The 24,806-nt window shown below is 67.7% G+C and carries 21 protein-coding genes and 1 tRNA gene; 19 read left to right on the top strand and 3 right to left on the bottom strand.

The genetic code is table 11. The features are described from left to right. Window positions 1–40: 40 nt before the first annotated feature. Window positions 41–973, bottom strand: coding sequence for a LysR family transcriptional regulator (locus V7Q39_RS00225; RefSeq protein ID WP_333814187.1), 933 nt, complete (start codon window positions 971–973; stop codon window positions 41–43). 93 nt (window positions 974–1,066) lie between these two features. On the opposite strand from V7Q39_RS00225, the gene V7Q39_RS00220 reads away from it, so the two are divergent. From V7Q39_RS00220 to V7Q39_RS00180, 9 genes are all read left to right on the top strand, one after another. Next, entirely contained in the window at window positions 1,067–1,606 is a 540-nt protein-coding gene (locus tag V7Q39_RS00220; protein WP_333814186.1) for a thiamine pyrophosphate-binding protein, read from the top strand. Then, a complete protein-coding gene (locus tag V7Q39_RS00215; protein ID WP_333814185.1) occupies window positions 1,606–2,178 on the top strand; it encodes a thiamine pyrophosphate-dependent enzyme in 573 nt (190 codons plus the stop codon). The genes V7Q39_RS00220 and V7Q39_RS00215 overlap by 1 nt, the downstream gene beginning before the upstream one ends. A 9-nt stretch (window positions 2,179–2,187) precedes the next feature. Continuing rightward, a complete protein-coding gene (locus tag V7Q39_RS00210; protein WP_333814184.1) occupies window positions 2,188–3,642 on the top strand; it encodes an aldehyde dehydrogenase in 1,455 nt (484 codons plus the stop codon). Then, window positions 3,639–4,700 (top strand): NAD(P)/FAD-dependent oxidoreductase, encoded by a 1,062-nt coding sequence (locus V7Q39_RS00205; RefSeq protein WP_333814183.1) that lies wholly within the window; start codon window positions 3,639–3,641, stop codon window positions 4,698–4,700. The genes V7Q39_RS00210 and V7Q39_RS00205 overlap by 4 nt, the downstream gene beginning before the upstream one ends. Before the next feature lie 105 nt (window positions 4,701–4,805). Continuing rightward, window positions 4,806–5,579 (top strand): SDR family NAD(P)-dependent oxidoreductase, encoded by a 774-nt coding sequence (locus V7Q39_RS00200; protein ID WP_333814182.1) that lies wholly within the window; start codon window positions 4,806–4,808, stop codon window positions 5,577–5,579. 4 nt (window positions 5,580–5,583) lie between these two features. Further along, window positions 5,584–6,027, top strand: coding sequence for a VOC family protein (locus V7Q39_RS00195; protein ID WP_333814181.1), 444 nt, complete (start codon window positions 5,584–5,586; stop codon window positions 6,025–6,027). Beyond that, window positions 6,027–6,773 (top strand): LamB/YcsF family protein, encoded by a 747-nt coding sequence (locus V7Q39_RS00190; protein ID WP_333814180.1) that lies wholly within the window; start codon window positions 6,027–6,029, stop codon window positions 6,771–6,773. Before V7Q39_RS00195 ends, V7Q39_RS00190 begins: the two co-directional genes overlap by 1 nt. After that, window positions 6,773–7,444 (top strand): 5-oxoprolinase subunit B family protein, encoded by a 672-nt coding sequence (locus V7Q39_RS00185; RefSeq protein WP_333814179.1) that lies wholly within the window; start codon window positions 6,773–6,775, stop codon window positions 7,442–7,444. The genes V7Q39_RS00190 and V7Q39_RS00185 overlap by 1 nt, the downstream gene beginning before the upstream one ends. Next, a complete protein-coding gene (locus tag V7Q39_RS00180) occupies window positions 7,441–8,451 on the top strand; it encodes a biotin-dependent carboxyltransferase family protein (protein WP_333814178.1) in 1,011 nt (336 codons plus the stop codon). Before V7Q39_RS00185 ends, V7Q39_RS00180 begins: the two co-directional genes overlap by 4 nt. 31 nt (window positions 8,452–8,482) lie before the next feature. Here the strand turns inward: V7Q39_RS00180 and V7Q39_RS00175 are convergent, their stop codons facing one another. Then, complete coding sequence (locus V7Q39_RS00175; protein WP_333814177.1) at window positions 8,483–9,649, bottom strand: RNA polymerase factor sigma-54; 1,167 nt, start codon at window positions 9,647–9,649, stop codon at window positions 8,483–8,485. 95 nt (window positions 9,650–9,744) lie between these two features. Between V7Q39_RS00175 and V7Q39_RS00170 the strand changes: the two genes are divergently transcribed. The 10 genes from V7Q39_RS00170 (at window position 9,745) to V7Q39_RS00125 (ending at window position 24,290) form a co-directional block, all read left to right on the top strand. Next, the gene (locus V7Q39_RS00170; protein ID WP_333814176.1) at window positions 9,745–11,121 is read left to right on the top strand and encodes a sigma-54-dependent transcriptional regulator; all 1,377 of its coding nucleotides are present in this window, start codon (window positions 9,745–9,747) and stop codon (window positions 11,119–11,121) included. Continuing rightward, window positions 11,114–13,063: a sensor histidine kinase gene (locus tag V7Q39_RS00165; protein WP_333814175.1), complete on the top strand. Its 1,950-nt coding sequence runs from the start codon at window positions 11,114–11,116 to the stop codon at window positions 13,061–13,063. Before V7Q39_RS00170 ends, V7Q39_RS00165 begins: the two co-directional genes overlap by 8 nt. Before the next feature lie 223 nt (window positions 13,064–13,286). After that, window positions 13,287–14,939 carry an OFA family MFS transporter gene (locus V7Q39_RS00160; RefSeq protein WP_333814174.1) on the top strand — a complete coding sequence of 551 codons (1,653 nt, stop codon included), beginning with the start codon at window positions 13,287–13,289 and terminating at the stop codon, window positions 14,937–14,939. Between the two features lie 245 nt (window positions 14,940–15,184). Further along, window positions 15,185–18,262 (top strand): formate dehydrogenase-N subunit alpha, encoded by a 3,078-nt coding sequence (gene fdnG / locus V7Q39_RS00155; protein WP_333814173.1) that lies wholly within the window; start codon window positions 15,185–15,187, stop codon window positions 18,260–18,262. Next, the gene (fdxH, locus tag V7Q39_RS00150) at window positions 18,259–19,239 is read left to right on the top strand and encodes a formate dehydrogenase subunit beta (protein WP_333814172.1); all 981 of its coding nucleotides are present in this window, start codon (window positions 18,259–18,261) and stop codon (window positions 19,237–19,239) included. Before fdnG ends, fdxH begins: the two co-directional genes overlap by 4 nt. A 1-nt stretch (window position 19,240) precedes the next feature. Then, window positions 19,241–19,945, top strand: a complete 705-nt coding sequence (locus V7Q39_RS00145; protein ID WP_333814171.1) for a formate dehydrogenase subunit gamma — start codon at window positions 19,241–19,243, stop codon at window positions 19,943–19,945. Between the two features lie 66 nt (window positions 19,946–20,011). Further along, window positions 20,012–20,923 carry a formate dehydrogenase accessory protein FdhE gene (fdhE, locus tag V7Q39_RS00140; protein ID WP_333814170.1) on the top strand — a complete coding sequence of 304 codons (912 nt, stop codon included), beginning with the start codon at window positions 20,012–20,014 and terminating at the stop codon, window positions 20,921–20,923. Further along, complete coding sequence (gene selA / locus V7Q39_RS00135; RefSeq protein ID WP_333814169.1) at window positions 20,923–22,299, top strand: L-seryl-tRNA(Sec) selenium transferase; 1,377 nt, start codon at window positions 20,923–20,925, stop codon at window positions 22,297–22,299. The genes fdhE and selA overlap by 1 nt, the downstream gene beginning before the upstream one ends. After that, on the top strand, window positions 22,296–24,194 hold the full coding sequence (selB, locus tag V7Q39_RS00130) for a selenocysteine-specific translation elongation factor (RefSeq protein WP_333814168.1): 1,899 nt from the start codon (window positions 22,296–22,298) through the stop codon (window positions 24,192–24,194). The genes selA and selB overlap by 4 nt, the downstream gene beginning before the upstream one ends. Then, window positions 24,195–24,290 (top strand) — tRNA-Sec (locus V7Q39_RS00125). A 12-nt stretch (window positions 24,291–24,302) separates the two neighbouring features. Here the strand turns inward: V7Q39_RS00125 and V7Q39_RS00120 are convergent. Continuing rightward, window positions 24,303–24,788, bottom strand: coding sequence for a DUF421 domain-containing protein (locus V7Q39_RS00120; protein WP_333814167.1), 486 nt, complete (start codon window positions 24,786–24,788; stop codon window positions 24,303–24,305). Window positions 24,789–24,806: the final 18 nt, after the last annotated feature.

Raw genomic sequence — 24,806 nt, 5'->3', positions numbered from 1 at the left:
CCGACAAAGAGAGATGGGATAGATCAGCTATAGCGCGATTCTATGGGGCTTCTGGCAGACGACCGGGCCAGATGCCGTCTTGCACCATCTTCTGCACGTTCTGCGCGATGACTCCCCCGGCAAAGCGAGCGAGACGCGGGATCGGACGGTCGGTCGGAAAAGAAAGGATCAGCCGCCGCATCGGTACGGGATTGTGCAGTGGTGCGGCGCAGAGATCTCCGAGCGCAAGGTCGCGGTGGATCGGCGCCCGGGGCAGGATGGTCATGCCGTGGCCGCCCCGCACCAGCCCCTTCAGCGTCGAATAGCTGTCGGCCTCGACGGGCACCGAAAGCGCAAAGCCCCTTTCGCCCGCGCATTTGTCGAGGATCGCCCGCAGCCCATGCCCCGCACTTGGCAGGAGAAGCCGCTGCCCCTCCAGCGCCAGGAAGTCGACGGGAACCTCCTGGGACAGGCCCGCGCCCGGCGGGCCGATAAGGAACAGGACCTCCGCCAGCAGCGGCTGGATGCGCAGGGTCCGGGCGGATTTCGGGTCGTAAAGCACCGAGGCATCGATCTCGCCCCGGTGCATCCAGTCCAGAAGATAACCGGAATAGGCGCTGACGATGCGCAGGGTCGCGTCGGGATGGGTCTCGCGAAAGGCCGAGACAAGGGGCTCGGACAGGATGTCTGCCACCGTCGGCGGCATGCCGATCGAGACATGACCGCGCAGCGGCGCATCCTCGTCGGCGACGGTGGCCCGGATCTCTTCCAACTCGGCCATGATGCGCAGCGCATGGCGCAATACGTCCTGGCCCTGGTCCGTCACCACCATCCCGCGCCCGTGCCGGTCAAAGAGCCGGACACCCAGTTCCTCCTCCAGAAGGCGGACCTGCCGCGACAGGGCGGGTTGGGCAATGTGCAGCCGGTCGGCAGCCTTCGACAGGCTGCCCAACTCGGCAACATGGATCAGGGTGCGGAGTTGAGAAAATTCCATGCCATAGAATACCGCTATATCTGTTCACGAAAAAGGGTCGATGTCAGCGCATTTCGGCAAGGCTATGGTCCAGGCAACGAGATGGAGACGCTGATGACGGTCGCTGACCCGATTGCCCGTGACCTGGCCTTGCACTGGCCCGAGGCCGTCTACGACGTGCTGAAAGCCTCGGGAATCCGCCAGATGTGCTATGTCCCCGATGCCGGGCATTCCACCCTGATCCGCCTCTTCGGCGCCGATCCCGAGGTGAAGTGCAACGTCCTGACCACCGAGGAAGAGGGCATCGCCATCGCCACCGGGGCCTGGCTCGGGGGGCAAAGGTCGGTCGTCCTGATGCAATCTTCGGGCGTCGGGAACTGCATCAACATGCTATCGCTGCCGGTGCAAAGCCGCACACCGCTTCTGATGCTGGTCACGATGCGCGGCGAATGGGCCGAGTTCAACCCCTGGCAGGTGCCGATGGGCCGGGCGGTCGAGGCCTCGTTGCGGGCCATCGGGGTCACGGTGCTTCGGGCCGAGACCGGGGCCGATCTGGTCGAGACGGTGGAACAGGCGGCCGGCATGGCCTTTGACGGCGACCAGCAGATTGCGGTGCTGATCGGGCAGCGGCTTTTGGGGAAGAAGAAATGGTGATGGATCGACGGGCCGCCGTGGCGCAGCTCTTGGCGGCGCGAAACGGGGCACTGGTTATCACCGGGCTGGGATCGCCCAGCTATGACGTCCACGCCGCGGGTGACAGCGCCGACAACTACTACCTTTGGGGGGCGATGGGCGGGGCGGCGCTGACCGGCCTCGGCCTGGCGCAGGCGCAGCCCGACAGGCGGGTCATGGTCATCACCGGCGATGGCGAGATGCTGATGGCCTATGGTGCGCTGGCCACGATCTCGGTGGCAAAGCCCAAGAACCTCGACATCATCGTTCTCGACAACCAGCATTTCGGCGAGACGGGGATGCAGGCGAGCCATACCGGACAGGGGATCGCGCTGGACCGCGTGGCCGCCGCCTCGGGCTTTGCCGAGACGGGCGAGTTGCGCGAGCTTGCCGAAGTCGAGGCTCTGGCCACGCGCCTGCACCAGCCCGCCCAGGGCCCGCGCCTGTTCGTCCTGAAGATCGAGGCGGAGAACCTGCCTCGCTCCCTGCCGCCCCGCGACGCGGTGGCGATCAAGAACCGCTTCCGCGCCCATCTTGGGCTTGGCACCTGCTGAGGAGGGATGATGGAGCGCTTCTTCAACACGGTCGGCGGACAGCAGGCCCCTGCCAAGGCGACATTCGAAAGCTTCGACCCCTATACCGGCCAGCCCTGGGCGCTGATCCCGGCCGACGGGAAGGACCAGGTCGATGCGGCGGTGGCCTCGGCCAAGGCAGCCTTCCGCGGTTGGGCCGGGATGACCGCCACGGCGCGGGGCAAGCTTCTGGTCCGGCTGGCCGATCTTGTCGCCGCCGACGCCGAAAGGCTGGCTGCACTGGAAACCCGCGACAATGGCAAACTGATCGCCGAGATGGGGGCGCAGTGCCGCTATATCCCGGAATGGTATCGCTATTTCGGCGGCCTTGCCGACAAGATCGAGGGCGCCGTCCTGCCCATCGACAAGCCGGGCATGTTCGCGTTCACCCGTCACGAACCCCTGGGCGTGGTCGCGGCCATCGTGCCCTGGAACTCTCCCCTGATGCTCCTGACCTGGAAGCTCGCGCCGCTTCTGGCGGCGGGGAACACCGTGGTCATCAAGCCGTCCGAGCACACCTCGGCCTCGACGCTGGAATTCGTGAAGCTCTTTGCCGAGGCCGGCTTCCCACCGGGTGTCGTCAACACCGTGACGGGAATGCCGCACGAGGTGGGCGCCCCCCTCGTCAGCCATCCGGACGTTGCCAAGATCGCCTTCACCGGCGGCGAACCCGGCGGCATCGCCGTCTATCGCGCTGCGGCCGAGGGCCTGAAGACCGTCACGCTGGAGCTGGGCGGCAAGTCCGCCAATATCGTCTTCGACGACGCCAGTATCGAGAATGCGGTAAAGGGTGCGATCTCCGGCATCTTCGCCGCCTCGGGCCAGACCTGCATCGCGGGCTCGCGCCTTCTGGTGCAGCGGTCGGTGCATGATCGGGTGGTCGAGGGCGTGGTCCAACTGGCCGCGACGGCGCGGATGGGAAACCCTGCCGACCTTTCGACCCAGGTCGGACCCATCACCACGCAGGCGCAACGGGCCAAGGTGCTGTCCTATCTCGACATCGCACGGGGCGAGGGGGCCAATGTGGCACTTGGCGGCAAGGTGCCCGAGGGCGATGGCTGGTTCGTCGAGCCGACGATCTTCACCGGCGTCACCAACCAGATGCGCATCGCGCGGGAAGAAGTCTTTGGCCCCGTCCTCTCGATCATCCCCTTCGACACCGAGGACGAGGCCTTCGCCATCGCCAACGACAGCCCCTATGGGTTGGCGGCGGGTCTCTGGACCGGCGACATGGGCCGGGCACTGCGGGGCAGCGCGGCACTGGAAGCCGGCACCGTCTGGGTCAATTCCTACCGCGCCGTCAGCTACATGGCGCCCTTCGGCGGCTACAAGCGCAGCGGGATCGGGCGGGAAAGCGGGCAAGAGGCGATCGGGGAATATCTGCAGACCAAGACCGTCTGGATCGACACCGCGGGCACCGTCGCCAACCCCTTCGTGATCCGATGACGGCAGGGGTCGCCATCATCGGCGGCGCAATCATGGGCAGCTTCTGCGCCTGGTCCCTGCGCCAGGCGGGGTTTGCGGGCCAGATCACCGTGGTCGAGAAGGACCCGACTTATCGCTTCTCCTCCACCGCGCTTTCGGCCGCCGCGATCCGCACCCAGTTCGGCACGCCGGTCAACATCGCGATGAGCCTGCACGCCATCGATCTCTTCCGCCGGATCAAGGCGGTCTTCGGGGCCGGTGCAGACATCGGCTACAGGGAAAAGGGCTACCTGATCCTCGGGGGTCCCGAAACGGTCGACGCCCGTCGCGCCGCCGCCCGGATGCAGCGGTCGCACGGCGCCGACATCCTGGCCCTGACCCCGGACGAAATCGCCGACCGCTTCCCCTTCCTTGATCTGGACGGCGTCGGCATCGGCACCTTCGGCGCCTCTGGTGAAGGCTGGTTCGACGCCTGGTCGCTGTTGTCGCTGGTGCGCGCGGCGGCCAAGGCACAGGGCGTCACCTATGTGACGGGCGAAGCCTCGGGCTTCGACCTTTCCAGCGGACGGATCACCGGGCTGCGCATTGGTGATCAGACTCTGTCATGTAGCATCTGCATCCTTGCCGCCGGGGCCGCCTCGGGCGCACTGATGGCGCGGCTTGACCAGCCGCTGCCCGTCTCGCCGCGCAAGCGCACGGTTTTCAACTTCCGCGCGCCGGTCAGGCACGCCGATTTCCCGATGCTCTTCGACACATCCGGCATCTGGATCCGCCCTGAGGGCGAAGGCTACATCGGCGGCATCCAGCCAAGCCACGATCCCGAAGCCACAGGCGATTTCGAGCCCGATCACCATCTCCTCGAGGGCCCTTACTGGCCCGCCCTCGCCACCCGCATCCCGGCGATGGAGGAGTTGCGGCTGGAGCGGTCCTGGGCCGGGCATTACGAGGTCAATGCGCTGGACCCAACGGCGTGCTGGGCTTCCATGACGAGGTCGAGAACCTTGTCCTCTGCACCGGCTTTTCCGGTCACGGCGTCATGCATGCCCCCGCCGCGGGGCGCGGCGTGGCGGAACTTGTGACCCTCGGGCGATTTGACACCCTCGACCTCTCGCCCCTCGGCTATCATCGCATCCGTTCCGGCACGCCCCTGCCGGAATCCATCGTCTATTGAAGGAGTCCCTTCCATGCGCTTTGCAGGTAAAGTCGTTGTCATTACCGGGGGCGCGCAGGGTATCGGACGCTCGACCGCCGAGCGGTTCCTGAACGAGGGTGCGCGCGTGGTGATCGCGGATGTGAATGCGGAAAGGCTTGCAGCCACCGCCGCCGAGATCGGTTCGACCGAAACGCTTCTCGCCGTCGTGACGGATGTGGCCGAGAAGGACCAGGTCGACGCACTGGTGGCAGCTGCCGTCGCCGCCTTCGGCCGCATCGACGTAATGGTGAACAACGCGGGCATCGCCCCGGTCATGGATTTCCTGTCCGTCTCGCCCGATACCTTCGACCGCGTGATCGGGGTGAACCTGAAGGGCGCCTTCCTCGGAACCCAGGCGGCGGCGCGGGCGATGATCGCGCAAGGCGGGGGCGGGGTCATCATCAACATGTCCTCGATCAACTCTGGGTTGGCCAATCCGAACGTGGCGACCTACGCGATTTCCAAGGGCGGCATGAACCAGGTGACATCGACCGCCGCCGTGGCCTTTGCGCCCCATGGCATCCGGGTCTGTGGCGTCGGCCCCGGCACGATTGCGACCGAGATCATCAAGGGCGCCTTCACCGAGCGCGCGGGCATGCATGCGATCCTTGCCCGCACCCCGATGGGCCGTCTGGGCGAGCCCGAGGAAATCGCAGGTGTCGTAGCCTTCCTCGCGTCGGAGGACGCCTCCTATATTACCGGCGAGACGATCTATCCCGACGGGGGCCGCCGCATCCTGAACTATACCGTGCCCGTGAAGGAGTGACCCGATGAGCCCGATCTTCCAGAAGCTGCACCATGTCTGCATCGTGGTCCATGACATCGACAAGACGCAGGCCTACTACGAATCCATCGGCATCGGCCCCTGGATCGCCTATCCCCCGCTGGCGGAATACGAGGACCTGCAGGTGCCCAGTTCCGAGGGCTTCATGGCGATGCAATATCGCATCTGCAATCTGCCCGATGTCCAGCTCCAGCTTTGCCAGCCCGATCACCACCCCACGCCCCAGCGCCTGCATCTGGATTCCAAAGGGGAAGGTGTCTTTCATCTGGGTTTCGAAGTGCCTGATGCCGATGCGGCCGAAGCCGCGTCGGGGCTGCCGGTCAAGATGAAGGGCCGCCGCGCCAACCGCACCGGGTTCACCTACTACGACACCGCCGAGGGGGCGGGCGTCATCCTGCTGACCCGCGCGACCTACAGGCCGGGGACGTGATGCGGATCGACCTCAACTCGGATCTGGGCGAGGGCTTTGGTCCTTGGGAAATGGGCGATGACGCGGCGATGCTGGACCTCGTCACCTCGGCCAATATCGCCTGCGGCGGCCATGCCGGCGATCCCGAGACGATGTTCAAGACCCTGCGGCTGGCGGTCGACCGGGGCGTCACCATCGGGGCCCATCCCGGCTATGCCGACCCGATGGGCTTTGGTCGCCGGGTGATCCCGATGTCCGGGGCAGAGATCACGCGGATGGTCGCAGCCCAGGTCGGCGCGCTGGAGGGCGTGGGGCGGCTGGCAGGGGCGAGGGTGGGCTACGTCAAGCCGCATGGCGCCCTCGGCAACCTCGCCGCCGATGACCGGGCCGTGGCCGAGTCGATCCTCGCGGCCCTGCCCGACGGGATGGCGGTCCTGGCGATTTCCGGCACCGAGCTGGAGCTTGCGGCACGGGCCGCTGGAATCCGGGTCTTCTCGGAAATCTTCGCCGACCGCGCCTATCTGCCCAACGGCAAGCTGGTGCCGCGCTCGCGCCCCGGCGCCGTGCTGCACGATGCAGAGGCGGCAGCCGTGCGGCTGCTCGCCTTCCTCAAGACCGGGCTCATGCCGGTGATCGAGGGGGCGCCGATTCCGCTCGCCGCCCAATCCATCTGCGTCCACGGCGACAGCCCGGGCGCGCTGCAGATGGCCACAGTGATCCGCGCGCGCCTTCAGGCGGCGGGGGTGACGCTGGAATCCTTCCTCTGATGCAGGGCTTCCCCCGCTTCACTCCCGTCGCCGAACACGGCCTTCTCGTCGAATTCGGCGAGAGGATCGAGGCCGCCATCCACGACCGCGTCCTTGCGCTAGATGCGGGTCTGGCCGCCGATCCCTGCCCCGGCCTGGCCGAGACCGTGCCAGCCTTTGCCAGCCTGATGATCCGCTTCGACCCGCTCGCGACCGATCATGCCGCCGTCGAAACCCATGCCCGGGGGCTTCTGACCCGGCCTCTCGCTGCCCGTCAGACAACCCCGCGGGACGTCCGGGTCTGCTATGACGCCGACCTTGCCCCCGACCTTGCCGAGGTCGCCCGCGCCTCGGGCCTTTCACCCGAAGAGGTCATCGCCGCCCATCTCGCGGGCCGCTACGAGGTTTTCATGTATGGCTTCGCACCCGGCTATGCCTACCTTGCCGGTGTGCCCGACGTCTTGCAGATGCCGCGCAAACCTACCGCCGTGCGCGGCGTCCCGGCGGGAAGCGTCCTGATCGCCGGTCCGCAATGCCTCGTTTCGACCCTGACCATGCCGACGGGCTGGTGGATCATCGGCCGCTCGCCCACCCGCATCCTGACCGAAGATCCGGCCCGGCCCTTCCTCTTCGACGTTGGAGACCCGGTGCGCTTCCGCCGCATCTCGCGCGCCGAGTTCGGCGCGGCATGACCGACGCGATCCTCTCCGTGGCGTTCGCCGGCCCGCATGTGACCGTGCAGGACACCGGGCGCCCGGGATTGATGCGCTTTGGCGTGCCCGCCTCGGGACCCATGGACCGCCTGGCCTTCGCGGCCGCCAATCTCGCCCTGGGCAACCCGGCTGATGCCCCGGCAATCGAGGTCTCTCGTGGTGGCCTTGTCCTCGCCTGCCTCGCCGGAGAGGTCGGCTTCGCCGTGGCGGGGGGCGGGTTCATCCTGGAACACGACGGGGTCAAGCGCGGATCATGGACGGTCGCCAGGCTGCGGCAAGGCGAGACACTGGCGATCCGACCGGGGCCTTGGGGCAGCTGGTGCTATCTGGCCATCGAAGGCCGCTTGGCCTGCCCAACCTGGCTCGGCCATGCCGCAACCCATTCCCTTTCGGGGCTTGGCGGCGGTCGGCTTGCAACCGGCCAGCGTTGGACCGTCACGGGGACACGCTGCGAGGCGGACGAGGGCGCGATCCCCTGCCCGGTCTTCGCGCGTCCAAGGCACGAGATCCGCGTCACCCTCGGCCCGCAGGACCGCTTCTTCGCGCCGGAGACCGTGGAGCGCTTCCTCTCAGCAACCTGGGAGATGACGGATGCATGGGACCGGATGGGCGTCCGGCTGAAAGGTCCGGGGATCGCGCCCGCGGTGGCGCTCGACATGCCCTCCGAACCGGTCCTGCGCGGCTCGGTCCAGGTGGCGGGCGACGGGGTGGCCTCGATCCTGCTGGCCGATCACCAGACGACGGGCGGCTATCCGAAGATCGCGACGGTCCTCGACTGTGACCTTGATGCCATGGCGCAACTTCGACCCCGCGACCCGCTGAGGTTCACCGTCGTTTCGCCTGTCGATGCCATCCAGTTGGCGAGGACCTCGGCACAGCGCTGTCAGCGATATCTCGCAGGCCTGTCACGCGGTTGCAGCTTCGCTTCAGGACATCAGGACAAGCTCCCGCCTCGATCTGCGGAATCGTTGCCACCAGCCTCCTGACACAGCGGCAGGCTCCGGGGTTGTGGCGACCCTAGATCCGCGAGCCGAGCGCCGCGCGGTATTTCGCCACCGTCCGGCGGGCCACGGGCAGCCCTTCGGCCTGCAGCTGCGCCGCAAGGTGGGCATCGCTGGGCCTCGCCTCTCCGGCACGGCGCAGCAACTCGGCCAGACGCTGTTTCACGGTTTCGGCAGCGGGGCCATCGGAGCGGATGGGCCGTGTCGCAAGGGCGCGCAGGGTCAGTGTGCCGCGCGGGGTGCGGATACTGACCCCGCGCAAAAGGCGGTTCACGGTGGCCACATGCAGGCCCGCCATGTCTGCCAGCGCCTGCGTTGTCAGCGGCGCCGGGTCGCCATCTTCCAGCCATCCCGCCTGATGCCGCACAAGAAGCGTGCCGACCATTGCGGCGATCCGCTGGCGCTGGTCGACCGCCCGCCCGATCCCCGCCGCCGCGGTCGCGTCGCCCCGGCCAGCCACGACCTCGACCGAGAACATCGCCGGATTGGCCACCGCTTCCCACCCGCCAGGGGCGCGCTGCGCCAGCAGGTCGGCCGGCAGCGGCGGCGGCATCGGTCCCTCGAAAACCAGCCCCGGCTTGGGGTTCAGCCCGCGGATCAGGCGGGCGGCCTGCGTAAGCTCGGCCTCGGGCCGTCCGGTCTGGCGGGCGATGGCGGCCAGATCGCCATGGGCCAGCAGCGCCAGATGGTCCAGCACCGCACCGACCGCCGGGGTCAGGTCGCCCGCCGCCTCGACTTGCAGGCGCAGACATTCCGCAAGGCTGCGGGCGAACAGCCCGGCGGGCTCGATCCGCTGCAACCGCGCCAGAACCGCCAGCACCTCGGCCTCGGCCACCCCGCAGGCGCGCGTCACTGCTGCGGGCGTGGGGCCGAGCCAGCCGGTCGGTTCCAGCCCCTCGGCCAGCGCCAGCGCGATGGCAAGTGGTCGCGGACCAAGGCGCATCGCCGCGATCTGCGCCAGCACATGCGCGATCAGGCTGCCCGAGGGCGCCGCCACGCCCTCGGGGTCGAACAGCGGCCGCCAGGATCCCTCCGCCGGCGGAACCAGCCGCAGTGCCGGATTCCCCGTCGCCTCGACCGCCAGTCGCGCCGCCAGCTCGCCCGCCGTCAGCGACAGAAGCGAGATCGCCTGCGCAAGGCCTGCCGTCAGCTTCGGCCCCAGTCTGGGTGTGGTCGTCAGCATCCCTTGCCCCCCGACAGAATGCTTGCCCGGAGGCGCGCGGGATGCAAGGCTCCGGTCGCAAGGGGCAGGCCGGTCCGGCCCCCGGGGGAGGAACCATGACCACGCAAGCCAGGGCGGTCGAGCGCGGCCCGGCCGCCGATTTCGGCGAGGTGCTGGCCCAGGCTTCGGTCCTGGTCGTGGACGACGAGCCGGGAATGCGCCATTTCCTGCAACGCACGCTCGCCAGCCGCTGCCGCTCGGTTGAGACCGCGCCGGATACCGCGCAGGCCGCCGAGATGCTGGCCGCCGGCCATCATGACGTGGTGATCCTCGACAATGTGATGGACGGGCGGCGCGGGGTGGAATGGCTGGCGGCGCAGCGGGCCTCGGGCTATTTCCCGCCCTCGATCCTGATCACTGCCTATGCCGATCTGGAGACCGCGATCCAGGCCCTGCAGGCGGGGGCCTCGGACTTTCTCCTGAAGCCGTTCCGGTCGAACCAGATCCTGAATGCCGTCACCCGTTGCCTGGAGCGCGCCCGGCTGGAACGGGAAAACCACGTCCTGCGGCACGAGCTGCGGACCAATTCCGACCACATCCTCCTGCGCAACCAGTTGATCGGGGAATCCCCCGCGATCCGCACGATCCGCGACATGATCGGGCGGGTGGCGCCGCTTCTCTCCTCGGTGCTGCTGACCGGGCAGTCGGGCACCGGCAAGGAAGTGGCGGCCCGGATGATCCATGAGCTGTCGCCCCGCGCCGCGCGGCCCTTCGTACCGGTGAACTGCGCCGCGATCCCGCCCGACATGGTGGAGACCGAGCTTTTCGGCCACATGAAAGGGGCTTTCACCGGCGCGCATCAAAGCCGCGAGGGGCTGTTCCTGCACGCCCGCGGCGGCACTTTGTTCCTCGACGAAATCGGCGAGCTGCCGCTGCCTGCCCAGGCCAAGCTGCTGCGGGTGCTGGAGGACCGGCGGATCCGCCCGCTCGGGTCCGAGCGCGAGGTGCCCGTCGACGTGCGTCTGGTCTTTGCCACCAACAGCGACCTGAATCGGGCGGTGGCCGACGGCCGGTTCCGCGCCGACCTCCTCTACCGCATCAACGTGATGTCGATCCACATGCCCCCGCTCTGCGATAGGGGCGATGATGTGCAGGACCTTGCGACGCTGTTCATGGAAAAGCTGTCGCGGCAGCTGGGGATGCCGGCAGTGCCGATCCCGCCCGCGGTCCGCGCCGGGTTTGCCGCCTATCGCTGGCCGGGCAATGTGCGCGAGCTGCGCAACACCATCGAGCGGGCGCTGATCCTCGGCGGGTTTGCGGCTGAATCCCCGGCCGCACCCTCTGCAACCCAGCCCGAAACGCTGGCGGAGATGGAGCGCCGCGCCATCCTTGCGGCGCTGGCCACCTGCGATGGCGACCGTGAGGCTGCCGCCGCGCGGCTGGGCATCTCGCGCAAGACCATCGACCGGCGGCTTCAGGCCGGGAATGGCTGAGCCCACCCCCCTGCCCCGCGTACGCTCGGTCCGCCACCGGCTTCTGGCCATCGCGCTTTTGCCGACGCTGGTGATCCTGCCCCTGCTGCTGGGGGGCACGATGCTGCGCTGGCAGGGCAAGTTCGATGATCTGCTGGCGACCAAGGTCAACAGCGACCTGACCGTCGCCCGGCAGTATCTGGCGCGCATCCTGGAAACCACCGGCGAGCGCGTCGAGGCCCTGGGCCGGTCGGTCGACTTCGCCGAGACCACCGATCCTGCGCCGCTGCTGGAAGCACAGCGGGAAGGGATGGGTCTCGATTTCCTCTATGTCGCCGACACCTCCGTCCGGCCGGTCGCTGTCAGCCCGCCCGAAGCGCGGCCCGCGCCGAAGGGTCCGTTGATCGCGGCCGCGCTGCAGGGTCAGGCGGGAACGGGGATCGAGATCTTCGGCAACACCGACCTGGCGCGTCTGTCCCCCGATCTCGCGGCACGGGCGCGGGTGCCGCTGGTCCCGACGCCGAACGCCGTTCCCACCGACCGGAGCGAGGAAGACCGGGGCATGGTCGTGCTCTCCGCTGCGCCGGTGAAGCTGCCCGACGGGCGACCTGGCATCCTGGTGGGCGGGCTTCTGCTGAACCAGAACCTCATCTTCATCGACACGATCAACGACCTCGTCTACCGCGCGGGCAGCCTGCCCGAGGGCAGCGAGGGCACGGCGACGCTGTTTCTGGAAGACGTGCGCATCTCGACCAATGTCCGGTTGTTCGAGGGCAAGCGGGCGCTCGGCACAAGGGTCTCGGCCGAGGTGCGCGAGAAGGTGCTGGGTCGGGGCGAGACCTGGCTCGACAGCGCCTTTGTGGTGAACGACCGCTATATCTCGGCCTACGAGCCCATCGTCGACACCGCGGGGCAGCGGGTTGGGATGCTTTACGTCGGCTTTCTGGAGGCCCCCTTCGCCGCGGCCAAGCGCACGACCTTGTGGCTGGTGGGCCTGGGCTTCCTGGCCGTCACGGCCGTCTCCATCCCGGTCTTCCTGCGGTGGGCAAGGGGTGTCTTCCAGCCGCTGGAGAAGATGAGCGCCACCATCGCTCAGGTCGAGGCGGGCGATCTGGGCGCGCGGACCGGCGTGCAGAGCCGGGGCGACGAGGTGGGGCGGGTGGCGGATCACCTCGACCACCTGCTGGACCTGATCCAGGACCGCGACGCCGAGCTGCGCCAGTGGAACGAGGAGTTGAATGCACGGGTCGAGGAGACCACGCGCAAGCTGATCGTCTCGGAAAAGCTCGCCACCATCGGCGAGATCACCGCGGCAGCGGCGCATGAGATCAACAATCCGGTGGCGGTGATCCAGGGCAACTTGGACCTCTTGCGCGAGATCATGGGCGACGGCGCTGCCGGGGCCGCGACCGAGTTCCGCCTGATGGACGAACAGATCCAGCGCATCAGCCAGATCGTGAACCGCCTGCTGCAATTCGCCCGGCCCGAGGAATATGCCGGATGGGCCACCCGCACCGACCCGCGCGACGCGGTGGCCGATTGCCTGCCGCTGGTCCGCCATCTGCTGACGCGCAGCGACGTGACCCTGCGGCAGGACGGGCTGTCCAACCGGCAGGTGCTGATGAACCGCACCGAGTTGCAGCAGGTCATGGTCAACCTGATCGTCAACGCCGTCCATGCCATGCCCGGTGGCGGCGAGATCGTGGTGATGCTGCGCGATGCTGACAATAACGGCGTTCCGGGGGTCGAGATCGCGGTGGCGGACAGCGGCAAGGGGATGGATGCGGAAACCCTGTCGCGCATCTTCGAGCCGTTCTTCACCACCCGCGCGGACGGCGGCGGCACCGGCCTCGGCCTGTCGATCTGCCGGACGCTGGTGGACCGGCAGGGCGGCAGCATCGCCGCCGCCAGCACGAAGGGCGTGGGCACCACCTTCACGCTCTGGCTGCCCGCGGCGGACTGACGGACATTCTGTCCGGCCCCCTGCGACAATCTGTCCGTCCGCCGACCGAATAATCCCGCCAACCCGTTGAAAGCACATGCCCCCGCAGGTTGGCACGAATTGCGCATGTATATCCCTTGAGGGAGCATCTCCGGCGGAAGGAGAAGGGTCGCGCAGGCGCGGCCGATGGAGCCACCGGAAACGCCCTTCGCAATCGCCCCGTCGAGGGAAAGGGAGGGAAGGAATGACAGCAATCACCGAAGGATATTCCGGCGGCCAGACCGGCATCCTGGACAAGGCAAGGATCATCGCGAAGCCGGGGTTCAACCGATGGCTGGTGCCGCCCGCCGCGCTGGCGATCCATCTCTGCATCGGCATGGCCTATGGCTTCTCGGTCTTCTGGCTGCCGCTGACCACCGCCATACCGGGAGAGACGCCCGCGGCCTGCGCCGACATGGGCCTGATGACCGCGCTCTTCACCACCGAATGCAACTGGCGCATGGCCGACCTCGGCTGGATGTTCACGCTGTTCTTCCTGCTCCTCGGCTCTTCCGCCGCGATCTGGGGCGGCTGGCTGGAGCATGTCGGCCCGCGCAAGGCCGGTGTCGTCTCGGCACTCTGCTGGTGCGGCGGCATCGCCATCGCCGCCCTTGGCGTCCTCACCCACCAGCTCTGGCTGATGTGGCTCGGCGCGGGCTTCATCGGCGGCATCGGCCTGGGTCTCGGCTACATCTCCCCCGTCTCGACCCTGATCAAATGGTTCCCCGACCGGCGCGGCATGGCGACCGGCATGGCGATCATGGGTTTCGGCGGCGGCGCGATGGTTGGCTCGCCCTTGGCGCAAAAGTTGATGGAGGCCTTCAAGACCGACACCTCCCCCGGCGTGTGGGAGACCTTCCTGGTCATGGCGGCGGTCTATCTGGTGTTCATGCTGTCGGGCGCCTTCGGCTATCGCATCCCGCCCGCCGGCTGGCGGCCCGAGGGCTGGACGCCCCCGGCGAAGAAGGCCGGCGCGATGATCACGGAACACCATGTCCACCTGCGCGATGCGCACAAGACCCCGCAGTTCTGGCTGATTTGGATCGTGCTCTGCATGAACGTCTCGGCCGGGATCGGCATCCTGGGCGCCGCCTCACCGCTTCTGCAGGAAATCTTCGCCGGTCGCCTGATCGGCCTGCCGGAGCTGAGCTTTGCCGACCTGAACGCCGATCAGAAGCTGCAGATCGCCGGGATCGCGGCGGGCTTCACCTCGCTTCTGTCGCTGTTCAACATTGCGGGGCGGTTCTTCTGGGCCTCGATGTCGGACAAGCTGGGGCGGAAGAACACCTACTATGTGTTCTTCCTGCTGGGCATCCTGCTTTACGCCGCGGCACCGACCTTCGCGCACATGGGCAACCAGCTGATGTTCGTTGCGGCCTTCTGCATCATCCTGTCGATGTATGGCGGTGGCTTCGCGACCGTGCCGGCCTACCTGGCCGATATCTTCGGCACCCAGTTCGTCGGCGCGATCCACGGCAGGCTGCTGACCGCCTGGGCCACCGCGGGCATCCTGGGACCGGTCGTCGTCAACTACATCCGGCAGTATCAGGTGGATCGCGGCCTGACCGGCGCGGACGCCTATGCCGCGACGATCTATGTGTTGTGCGGGATGCTGGTGATCGGCCTGATCGCCAATGCGCTGGTGAAGCCGCTGGACGACAAGTGGTTCATGAAGCCGGAAGAGGTTGCCGCCCTGCAGGCCAAGACCGCCTCGGCCGACGCGATCCTTGAACACGGCTCCTTCGGCATCGACCGCGGCCGCTTCGATCTGACCACGCTGCTGGCCTGGGCCGCAGTGGGCATCCCGGCGCTCTGGGGCGCCTGGTACACGCTGGTCAAGACCGCCGCGCTGTTCTGACCTCGTTCCCCGCCGGCTTGGTGCCGGCGGGAGCCCTCGCCGTCGGCGACCGGCCCAGATGCATGCCTGCTTCATCGAGACGCTGGTCCTGATATGACCGGCCGTCCGCCCGTCCGGGGACAGGCCAATGCGTTATATCTGAATGAATATATCGACGGAATGGCGAATTGGCGGTAGCCTGAGACCAGACCATCGCTCGATCCGAGCAACCTAGATTTATCGAGGCAGTGAAGGGAGGGTCACCCGTGAACATCGACCTTTCGCGCCGCAGCTTCCTGAAGCTGGCAGGCGGGGGGGTGGCGGCGACGTCGCTTGGGGCCATGGGCTTTGGGCAGGCAGAGGCAGCGATCGCGGCGCATGTGCGCGACTTCAAGCTGGCCACCACCACCGAGACACGCAACATCTGCACCTACTGCTCCGTCGCCTGCGGAATCATCATGTATTCCAGGGGTGATCTCGCGGCGGGCGAGAAGGCGGATCTCCTGCACATCGAGGGGGACGCCGACCATCCGACGAACCGCGGGACGCTGTGCCCGAAGGGTGCGGCGCTGAAGGATTACGTCAAGGCCGAAACCCGCCTGACCCATCCGCGCCATCGCGCACCCGGGGCGGACAGGTTCACCGAGATCACCTGGGACGAGGCGCTGGACAAGATCGCCCGCGCGGTCAAGGACGACCGCGACGCCAACCTGATCGAGAAGAATGCCGAGGGTGTGACGGTCAACCGGCTGACCACCACCGGCTTTCTGGCCGCTTCGGCCACCACCAATGAAACCTCATGGGCCACCTGGAAAGTGGTGCGCTCGCTGGGGATTGTAGGATTCGACAACCAGGCGCGCGTCTGACACGGCCCCACGGTGTCCAGTTTGGGCCCGACATTTGGCCGTGGAGCGATGACCAACTCCTGGACCGATATCAAGAATACCGATCTTGTCGTCATCATGGGCGGCAATGCCGCCGAGGCGCATCCCTGCGGCTTCAAATGGGTGACCGAGGCCAAGCATCATCGCGGCGCCAAGCTGATCGTCGTCGATCCGCGGTTCAACCGTTCGGCATCGGTGTCGGACTATTACGCCCCGATCCGCCCCGGCTCGGACATCGCCTTCCTGATGGGGGTGATCCGCTGGTGCATCGAGAACGACAAGGTGCAGTGGGATTATGTCCGCAACTACACCAACGTCTCCTATCTGGTGCGCGAGGATTTCGGCTGGTCCGACGGCATGTTCACCGGCTATGACGCCGAGAAACGCAGCTACGACCAGACCAGCTGGGAATACCAGATCGGCGAGGACGGCTTCGTCCTGACGGACGAGACGTTGCAGCATCCGCGCACCGTCTGGCAGCTTCTGAAGCAGCATGTCGCGGTCTACACGCCGGAATTCGTGGAGAACCTCTGCGGCACGCCGAAGGACCGCTTCCTGAAGATCTGCGAGATGATCGGCGAGACATCGGCCCCCGACAAGGCGATGACCTCGATGTATGCGCTCGGCTGGACCCAGCATTCCAAGGGCGCGCAGAACATCCGCGGCATGGCGATGCTTCAGCTTCTTTTGGGCAATATCGGGATCGCGGGCGGCGGCATGAATGCGCTGCGCGGGCATTCCAACATTCAGGGCCTGACCGACGTGGGCCTGATGTCGAACCTGCTGCCCGGCTATCTGGCGATGCCGCGCGAGACCGAGCCGGACTTCGCCACCTACATGTCGACGCGGGGCAACAAGCCACTGCGCCCGAACCAGATGAGTTACTGGCAGAACTACAACAGGTTCATGGTCAGCTTCCTCAAGGCGTTGTGGGGCGACAAGGCCACCGCCGAAAACGGCTGGGGCTACGACTGGCTGCCCAAGCTGGACATCGTGCAATACGACGCCATGCGCATGTTCGACATGATGAAGAACGGCAAGGTCAACACCTACTTCTTCCAGGGCTTCAACGCGCTGCTCAGCTTCCCGAACCGGGCCAAGATGACCGAGGCCTTCTCGAAGCTGAAGCTGATGGTGGTGATGGACCCGCTGGAGACCGAGACGGCCTCGTTCTGGGAAAACCACGGCATCCACAACGAGGTGGACACAGCCTCCATCCAGACCGAGGTGCTGGAGCTGCCGACGACCTGCTTCGCCGAGGACGAGGGCGCCACGGTGAACTCGGGCCGCTGGCTGCAATGGCACTGGGCCGGGGCGACCCCGCCGGGCGAGGCCAGGACCGACGCCTGGATCATGGCGCAGATCTATCTGCGGGTGAGAAAGCTTTACGAGGAGGAGGGCGGCCCCGCGCCCGAACCGATCCTGAACCTGTCCTGGGAGTACGAAGACCCGGGCGAGCCCACTGCCGCCGAACTGGCGCGTGAGCTGAACGGTCGCGCGCTGAAGACGCTCTACGATCCGGCCGACCCGGCCAAGGTGGTGCTCGAGGCGGGCAAGCAACTGTCCGGCTTCGGCCAGATGCGCGACGACGGCAGCACCATGGGCGCCTGCTGGATCTATGCCGGCTGCTGGACCGAGGACGGCAACATGATGGCGCGGCGCGACAACAGCGACCCGTCCGGGATGGGGGTGTTCCAGAACTGGTCCTTCGCCTGGCCCGCCAACCGCAGGGTGCTTTACAACCGCGCCTCCTGCGACCTTGACGGCAAGCCATGGGATCCGTCCCGCATGCTGATCGAATGGAACGGCGAGAAATGGGCCGGTCCGGATATTCCAGACATCGCCGTCACCGCCAAGCCGCGCGAGGTCGGGCCGTTCATCATGAACCCGGAGGGCACGGGCCGCTTCTTCAGCCGCAAGCTGATGCGGGACGGGCCTTTCCCGACCCATATGGAGCCGTTCGAAAGCCCGGTCGCCAACCCGCTGAACCCGGCGATGCGGGGCAACCCGGTCGCGCGGGTCTTCGCCGACGATCTGGCCAACATGGCGACCAGCGCGGAGTTCCCCTTCGTCGCCACTTCCTACCGCCTGACCGAGCATTTCCACTACTGGACAAAGCACAACCGGGTGAATGCGGTGAACCAGCCCGAGTTCTTCGTCGAGATCAGCGAAGAACTTGCCGCCGAAAAAGGCATCGCCAAGGGGGCCTGGGTGCGGGTCTGGTCCAAGCGCGGCCAGGTCTGGGCCAAGGCGGTGGTGACCAAGCGGATTCGCCCGCTGATCTGCGACGGCAAGCCCGTCCATGTCATCGGCATCCCGATCCACTGGGGCTTCAAGGGCGCGGCGCGGAAGGGTTTCGGCCCGAATTCGCTGGGTCCCTTCGTGGGCGATGCCAATATCGAGACGCCGGAGTTCAAGGCCTATCTCGTCAATATCGAGCCAGCGGAGGGCATGGCATGACCACCGAACGCGCCCCGCAACCGACCACGGCAGCGGCGAACCCCCCGATCTCGCCCCTGGCCTCGAACCTCCTATCCTCGGATGTGGTCAGGGCTTCGGCCACGCCGGACCTGCCCGCGCCGGACCGGCAGCTGGACAAGGTGGCCAAGCTGATCGACGTGTCGAAATGCATCGGCTGCAAGGCCTGCCAGACCGCCTGCATCGAATGGAACGACACCCATCCGGATGTCGAGGAAAACGTCGGGGTCTACGAGAACCCCCATGACCTGACCCCCGACATGTTCACCCTGATGCGGTTCTCCGAATACGAGAACCCGGACAGCGGCGATCTGGAATGGCTGATCCGCAAGGACGGCTGCATGCATTGCGAGGATCCCGGTTGCCTGAAGGCTTGCCCGGCACCCGGCGCCATCGTGCAGTATTCCAACGGCATCGTCGATTTCATCTCCGACAACTGCATCGGCTGCGGCTACTGCGTGACGGGCTGTCCGTTCAACATCCCGCGGATTTCCAAGACCGCCCATGTGTCGAAGAAATGCACGCTCTGCTCCGACCGCGTGGCGGTGGGGCAAGGCCCGGCCTGCGCCAAGGCCTGCCCGACGCAGGCGATCACCTTCGGCACCAAGGAAAGCCGGATCGCACTCGCAAACGAGCGGATCGAGGACCTGAAGTCGCGCGGCTACGAAAACGCCGGGCTTTACGATCCGCAGGGCGTGGGCGGCACCCATGTGATGTATGTGCTGCATCATGCGGACCAGCCCTCGCTTTATGCGGGCCTGCCGGACGAACCCCGGATCTCTCCGGTGGTCGAGGGCTGGAAGGGGCCGGCCAAGACGGTCGGGCTGGCGGCAATCGGGCTGGCGGCGGTGGGGTCGGTCCTGCACGGGCTGTTCGCCCGGCCGAACACCGTGTCCGAGCATGAGGAGCACGAGGCCGAGGAACTGGTCGACGAAACCGATCCGCAGAAGGAGGCGTGAGATGAGGCGCATCTACTCTGCCCCCGGCGACGGGATCGAGACCCGCCACCCGGTGACGGTCAGCCGCTACCGGGGCTTCACCCGGGCGAACCACTGGCTGACCGCGCTTTGCATGATCCTGCTTCTCTTGTCGGGCTTCGCCTTCTTTTCGCCCTGGCTCTATTTCCTGACCGCGCTCTTCGGTGGCGGGCCGACCGCTCGCTGGCTGCATCCGGTGATCGGCATCGTGATGTTCTTCAGCTTTCTGGGCCTTTTCGTGCAGATGTGGCGGTTGAACCTGCCCCGGCGCGAGGATGTGGAATGGGCGATGAAGACCGGCGACCTGCTGGCCGGGCGCGAGGAAAACCTGCCCGAACTTGGCAAGTACAACGCCGGGCAGAAGCTGGTGTTCTGGTCGATGGCCGGGCTGATCCTGGTGCTGATCGTCACCGGCATCATGATCTGGGAACAGCAGATTCCGCTGTGGCGCGACTATGCGCCGGTGCTTGCCTCGATCCCCGCGCGGCGCATTGCCGTGGCGGTCCATGCCTCGGCGGCGTTCCTGACCATCATGGTGTTCATCCTGCACGTCTATGCGGCGATCTGGACCCGCGGCACCATCCGCGCCATGACCCGCGGCACGGTGACCGGGGGCTGGGCCTTTCGCCATCACCGCAAATGGCTGCGCGAACTGGCTGGACGGCAGGACTCCGGTCCGGCAGAGTAATCCGGGGCTGCCCTTCGCGGAGGGCTTTCCTTTGCAGGGAGGCGTGGCCGGTCGGCCCGTGGAGCGATGGCGGAGACCCTGGAACCCGACCCCTCGATGATCGGCGGCGTGGCCGAGGCGCCCTTCGCTTTGATCCCGTCACCGCTGGTGCTGTTCCAAGGGCGGGCCAAGCGCTTCGCCTTCCTTGCCGAAACCAGCGAGTTGAGGCCCTACCTGGACTTCCTCGCCGCCCTGACCCGGCTGCAGGCCCGGCTGGTGGTGCAGTTTCCCCCCGTGCAACCCCTGCCACCGGCCCGGCTGGCGCAGGCCCGCGCGGCGAAAATGCCCCCCATCGACCGCGCCGCGCTGGCCGACGACCCCGCGCTGCACGACATCCTGGCCGCGCTGGTGGAAGGGGCGGCGGAACTGGCGATGCCCCAGCCCGCGCGGTTGGCGCTGGACGCCCTGCGCGCAGCCGACAGGGCCGACCGGAGCTGGCTTCTTTGCAACATCCTGTCCGACACCATCCCCGAGGACAGCGTGGCCCCGCATCTCTTCGCCGCCGCCGCGGTGCAGGTGCATCTGGCGCGGCTGGCCGGAACGCTGGCGGGCGAGAATCTGGTGCCGGTGGGCACAGGCCTCTGCCCGGCCTGCGGCGGACGGCCTGTCACCTCTTCGGTCCGGGGCGAGCAGGGGGTCGAGAACGTCCGCTATGCCACCTGTGCCTGCTGCGCGACGCGCTGGAACGAAGTTCGGGTGAAATGCCTGTGCTGCGGATCGACCAAGGGGATCACCTATCGCTCGGCAGAGACGCATGACGCCTCGGTCAAGGCGGAATGTTGCGCGGAATGCGGCTCCTGGGTGAAGATCTTGTATCAGGTGAAGAACCCGACGCTGGACCCGGTGGCCGATGACGTGGGCAGCCTTGGCCTCGACATGCTGATGCGGGAAACCCGCTTCCGCCGTGCCGGGTTCAACCCCTATCTCGCGGGCTACTGATGGAGGGGTTCCGCGCCCTGCCCTCGGTGGACCAATGCCTGCTGCTGCCTCAGGTGCAGGCGCTGGTGGCGGAGCATGGCCGGACGGCGGTGGTCGCGGCGTTGCGGGCGCGGCTGGATGCAGCGCGGGCCGCGATCCGGGGCGGCGGCAGCGGAACGGCCGAGGCCGCCGGGCTGATCCCCACCCTGGCCGCCGATCTGGTCGAGGCCAGCCGGAGCACTCTCTTCCCGGTGCTGAACCTGACCGGAACCGTGTTGCACACCAACCTTGGCCGCGCGATCCTTGCGGATGAGGCGATCCGGGCGGCGACCCTTGCTATGGCGAACCCGCTGGCGCTGGAATTCGACCTTGGCGGCGGGGCGCGGGGCCAGCGCGACGACCATCTGCGCGGGCTGCTCTGCGACCTGACCGGGGCCGAGGATGCCACGGTCGTGAACAACAATGCCGCCGCCGTCCTGATCGCGCTGAACACTTTCGGGCAGGGGCGCGAGGCTTTGGTGTCGCGCGGCGAGCTGATCGAGATCGGCGGCGCCTTCCGGATGCCCGACATCATGGCCCGCGCCGGCGCGCGGCTGGTCGAGGTAGGCACCACCAACCGTACGCATCCGCGCGACTACGAAGGGGCGCTGACGGCAGAGACCGGGCTGATCCTGAAGGTCCATACCTCGAACTACCGGATCGAGGGCTTCACCGCCGAGGTGCCCGCCGCCGATCTGTCGCGGATCGCCCGCAAGGCCGGGGTGCCGCTGGTGAACGACCTCGGCTCCGGTTCGCTGGTCGATCTGGCGCGCTTCGGCCTCCGGCGCGAGCCGACGGTGGCCGAGGCGGTGGCTGAGGGCGCCGATCTGGTCACCTTCTCGGGCGACAAGCTTCTGGGCGGGCCGCAGGCGGGGTTCATCGTCGGGCGCAAGGACCTGATCGCGGCGATCAACCGGAACCCGCTGAAACGCGCCCTGCGGCTGGACAAGATCCGCATCGTCGCGCTGGAGGCGACGCTGCGGCTCTACCGCGATCCCGACCGTCTGGCCGAGCGCCTGCCGACCCTGCGCCACCTGTCCCGACCAAAGGCCGAGATCGCCGCGCAGGCCGCCCGGCTGGCACCACAGGTGGACGCGCTGCTCGCCCCGCACGGCTTTGCCGCCATGGCCTGCGACTGCGAAAGTCAGGTCGGCTCCGGCGCGTTGCCGACCGATACGATCCCCTCGGCGGGGCTCAGGCTGACTGGTGCCGGAGGAGACGCCCCCGACCGGCTGTCGGCACGGCTACGCGCCCTGCCGGTGCCGGTGATCGGCCATATCCACGACGGCGCGCTGATCCTCGACCTGCGCTGCCTCGACCGGGATCAGGCGCTGCTGGACGCCCTGTCCGCGCCATGATCGTCGGCACGGCGGGTCATATCGACCATGGCAAGACCGCGCTGGTCAAGGCGTTGACCGGCGTGGATGCCGACCGCTTGGCCGAGGAAAAGGCACGCGGCATCACCATCGATCTCGGCTTCGCCTATGCCGATCTGGGCGGAGGCCGGGTGACGGGCTTTGTCGATGTGCCGGGGCATGAGCGGCTGATCCATACCATGCTGGCCGGGGCGGGCGGGATCGACATGGCGCTGCTGGTGGTCGCTGCGGATGACGGGGTGATGCCGCAGACGCGCGAGCATCTGGCGATCCTCGACCTGCTGGGCCTGACGCGGGGCATGGTCGCGCTGACCAAGGCCGATCTGGCGGGGCCGGAGCGGCGGGCCGAGGTGACGGCGGAAATCCGCGCCGCGCTGGCGGGCACCAGCTTGGCGGATGCGCCGGTCCTGCCGGTTTCGTCGCTGACCGGAGAGGGCATCGCCGACCTGCGCGCCCGGCTTGCGGCGGCCGAGGCCGAGGTCGCCTCGCGCGATAGCGCCGGGCGGTTCCGCTTTGCCGTGGACCGCAGCTTCACCCTGGTGGGGACGGGCACCGTGGTTTCGGGCATGGTGCTGGGCGGCCGGGTGGCGCTGGACGATATCGTCACGGTCAGCCCCTCGGGCTTGACGGCGCGGGTGCGCGGCATCCACGCGCAGAACCGCAAGGCCAGCGAGGGGCTGGCAGGCCAGCGTTGCGCGCTGAACCTTGCGGGCGACGGCATCGGCAAGGAGGCGATCCATCGCGGCGACATGGCGCTGGACCCGGCGCTGCACGCGCCCTCCGACCGGATCGATGTCTTCCTGACGGTGCTGGCCTCGGCGCCGAAGCCGGTGGATACATGGTTTCCCGCCCGCCTGCACAGCCATGCCGCCGAGGCCGGCGCGCGGGTGGTTCCCTTGCAGAACCCGATCGGGCCGGGCCAGAGCGGGCTGGCGCAACTGGTGCTGGACCGGCCTCTGGCGGCGCTGGCGGGGGACCGCTTCATTCTGCGCGATACCTCGGCCAGCCGCACGCTTGGCGGCGGGCGGTTTCTCGACCTGCGCCCGCCCGCCCGCAAACGCGGCACGCCCGAGCGGTTGGCGCTTCTGGCAGCGATGCGCGAGACCGACCCCGCCCGCGCGCTGGCCGGGCAGGCCGCTGTTGCCCCGGTGGACCTGCCCGCTTTCCTGCGCGACCGCGGGCTGAAGCCCGATCCCGCGTTGGCCGAACGCGTCGGGCTGCTGCGGCTGGGCGATCTGGTGCTGTCACCTGCCACCCTGCAGGCGCTGCGCGACGGGCTGGCGGAGACGTTGGCCGCCTTCCACGCCGAAAACCCCGATCTTCCCGGCCTCGGGCGCGAGAAGCTGCGCCTGACCCTGCGCCCGCGCCTGCCCAAGCCGGAGTTCCTGCTGTTCCTGCGCGCCGAGGCCGAGGCGGGCCGCGTCGTGCTGGACGGTGCCTTCCTGCGCCTGCCCGGCCATGAGGTCAAACTCTCGCCCGAGGACGAGGTGCTTTACGCCCGCATCCTGGCGCAGCTTCTGGGCGAGGCCCGCTTCCGCCCGCCCCGCGTGCGCGATTTTGCCACGGAATTCAGCCTGGACGAACACGAGATCCGCCGCATCCTGCGCCTGACGCAGAAGCTGGGTCGCACCGACCAGATCGCGCAGGATCATTTCTTCGCACGCGAAGTCACGCGGGAGATGGCCGCGATCCTGCGCGAGGTCGCCGCCGATGCCCCCGACGACTGGTTCACCGCCCCCGCCTTCCGGGATCGGCTGGACAACGGCCGCAAGGTGGCGATCCAGATCCTCGATTTCTTCGACCGCCTGGGCTTCACCTTGCGCCGCGGCGATCTGCGTCGGATAAATCCCCATCGCCTCGACCTGTTCGGGGAGTAGGGAAGGGAAGCGTCCCCGGTGGGGCGGCCGGACTTCAAATCCGGTTGGGGCGGCGAGCCCGTCCTGGGTGGGTTCGACTCCCACTCCCCTCCGCCAGCATCTTGCCCGTCAGCTCCAGCTGCCGTCGGTTTTTTCGATCATGATATGGCCGTTCGGCTCGAGTGTGGCGCGCCTGATATCGTGCAGGCCGCTGCAACCGGCCAGCCGGGTGGCGGTCAGAAAGTCCTCCTCACTGACAAGCTGGCGGCGCAGCATCGCATGATCGACCTTGCCGTCGACGGCCAGAACAGCGGCCCGGCCCTCGGCCAGCCCGCGGAACCAGACCGAGCGCGCGGACAGCCAGGCCACGACCCAGTTGATGCCGATCAGCGTCGTGGCCATGATCAGCGCGCCGGTCAGCGAATTGTCGCCGCCGTTGATGCCGTTCTGGACGGTGTTGCCGACCAGGATCAGCAGGATCAGGTCGAAGGGCGTGAACTGCCCCATCGCCCGCTTGCCGGACGCGCGCATCAGGACGGTGACCAGCAGATAGATCGCCGCCCCGCGCAGGATGAAATGCCACCAGGGCGCGCTCAGCGCGAAGAGGTCGGCCATTGCGTTCTCACCAGCAAT

The sequence above is a fragment of the Tabrizicola sp. genome (assembly GCF_036781545.1).
Classification (GTDB): Bacteria; Pseudomonadota; Alphaproteobacteria; order Rhodobacterales; family Rhodobacteraceae; genus Tabrizicola.
Note: the sequence above shows the minus strand (reverse complement) of the source record. Positions and strands in the feature narration are given on the sequence as shown.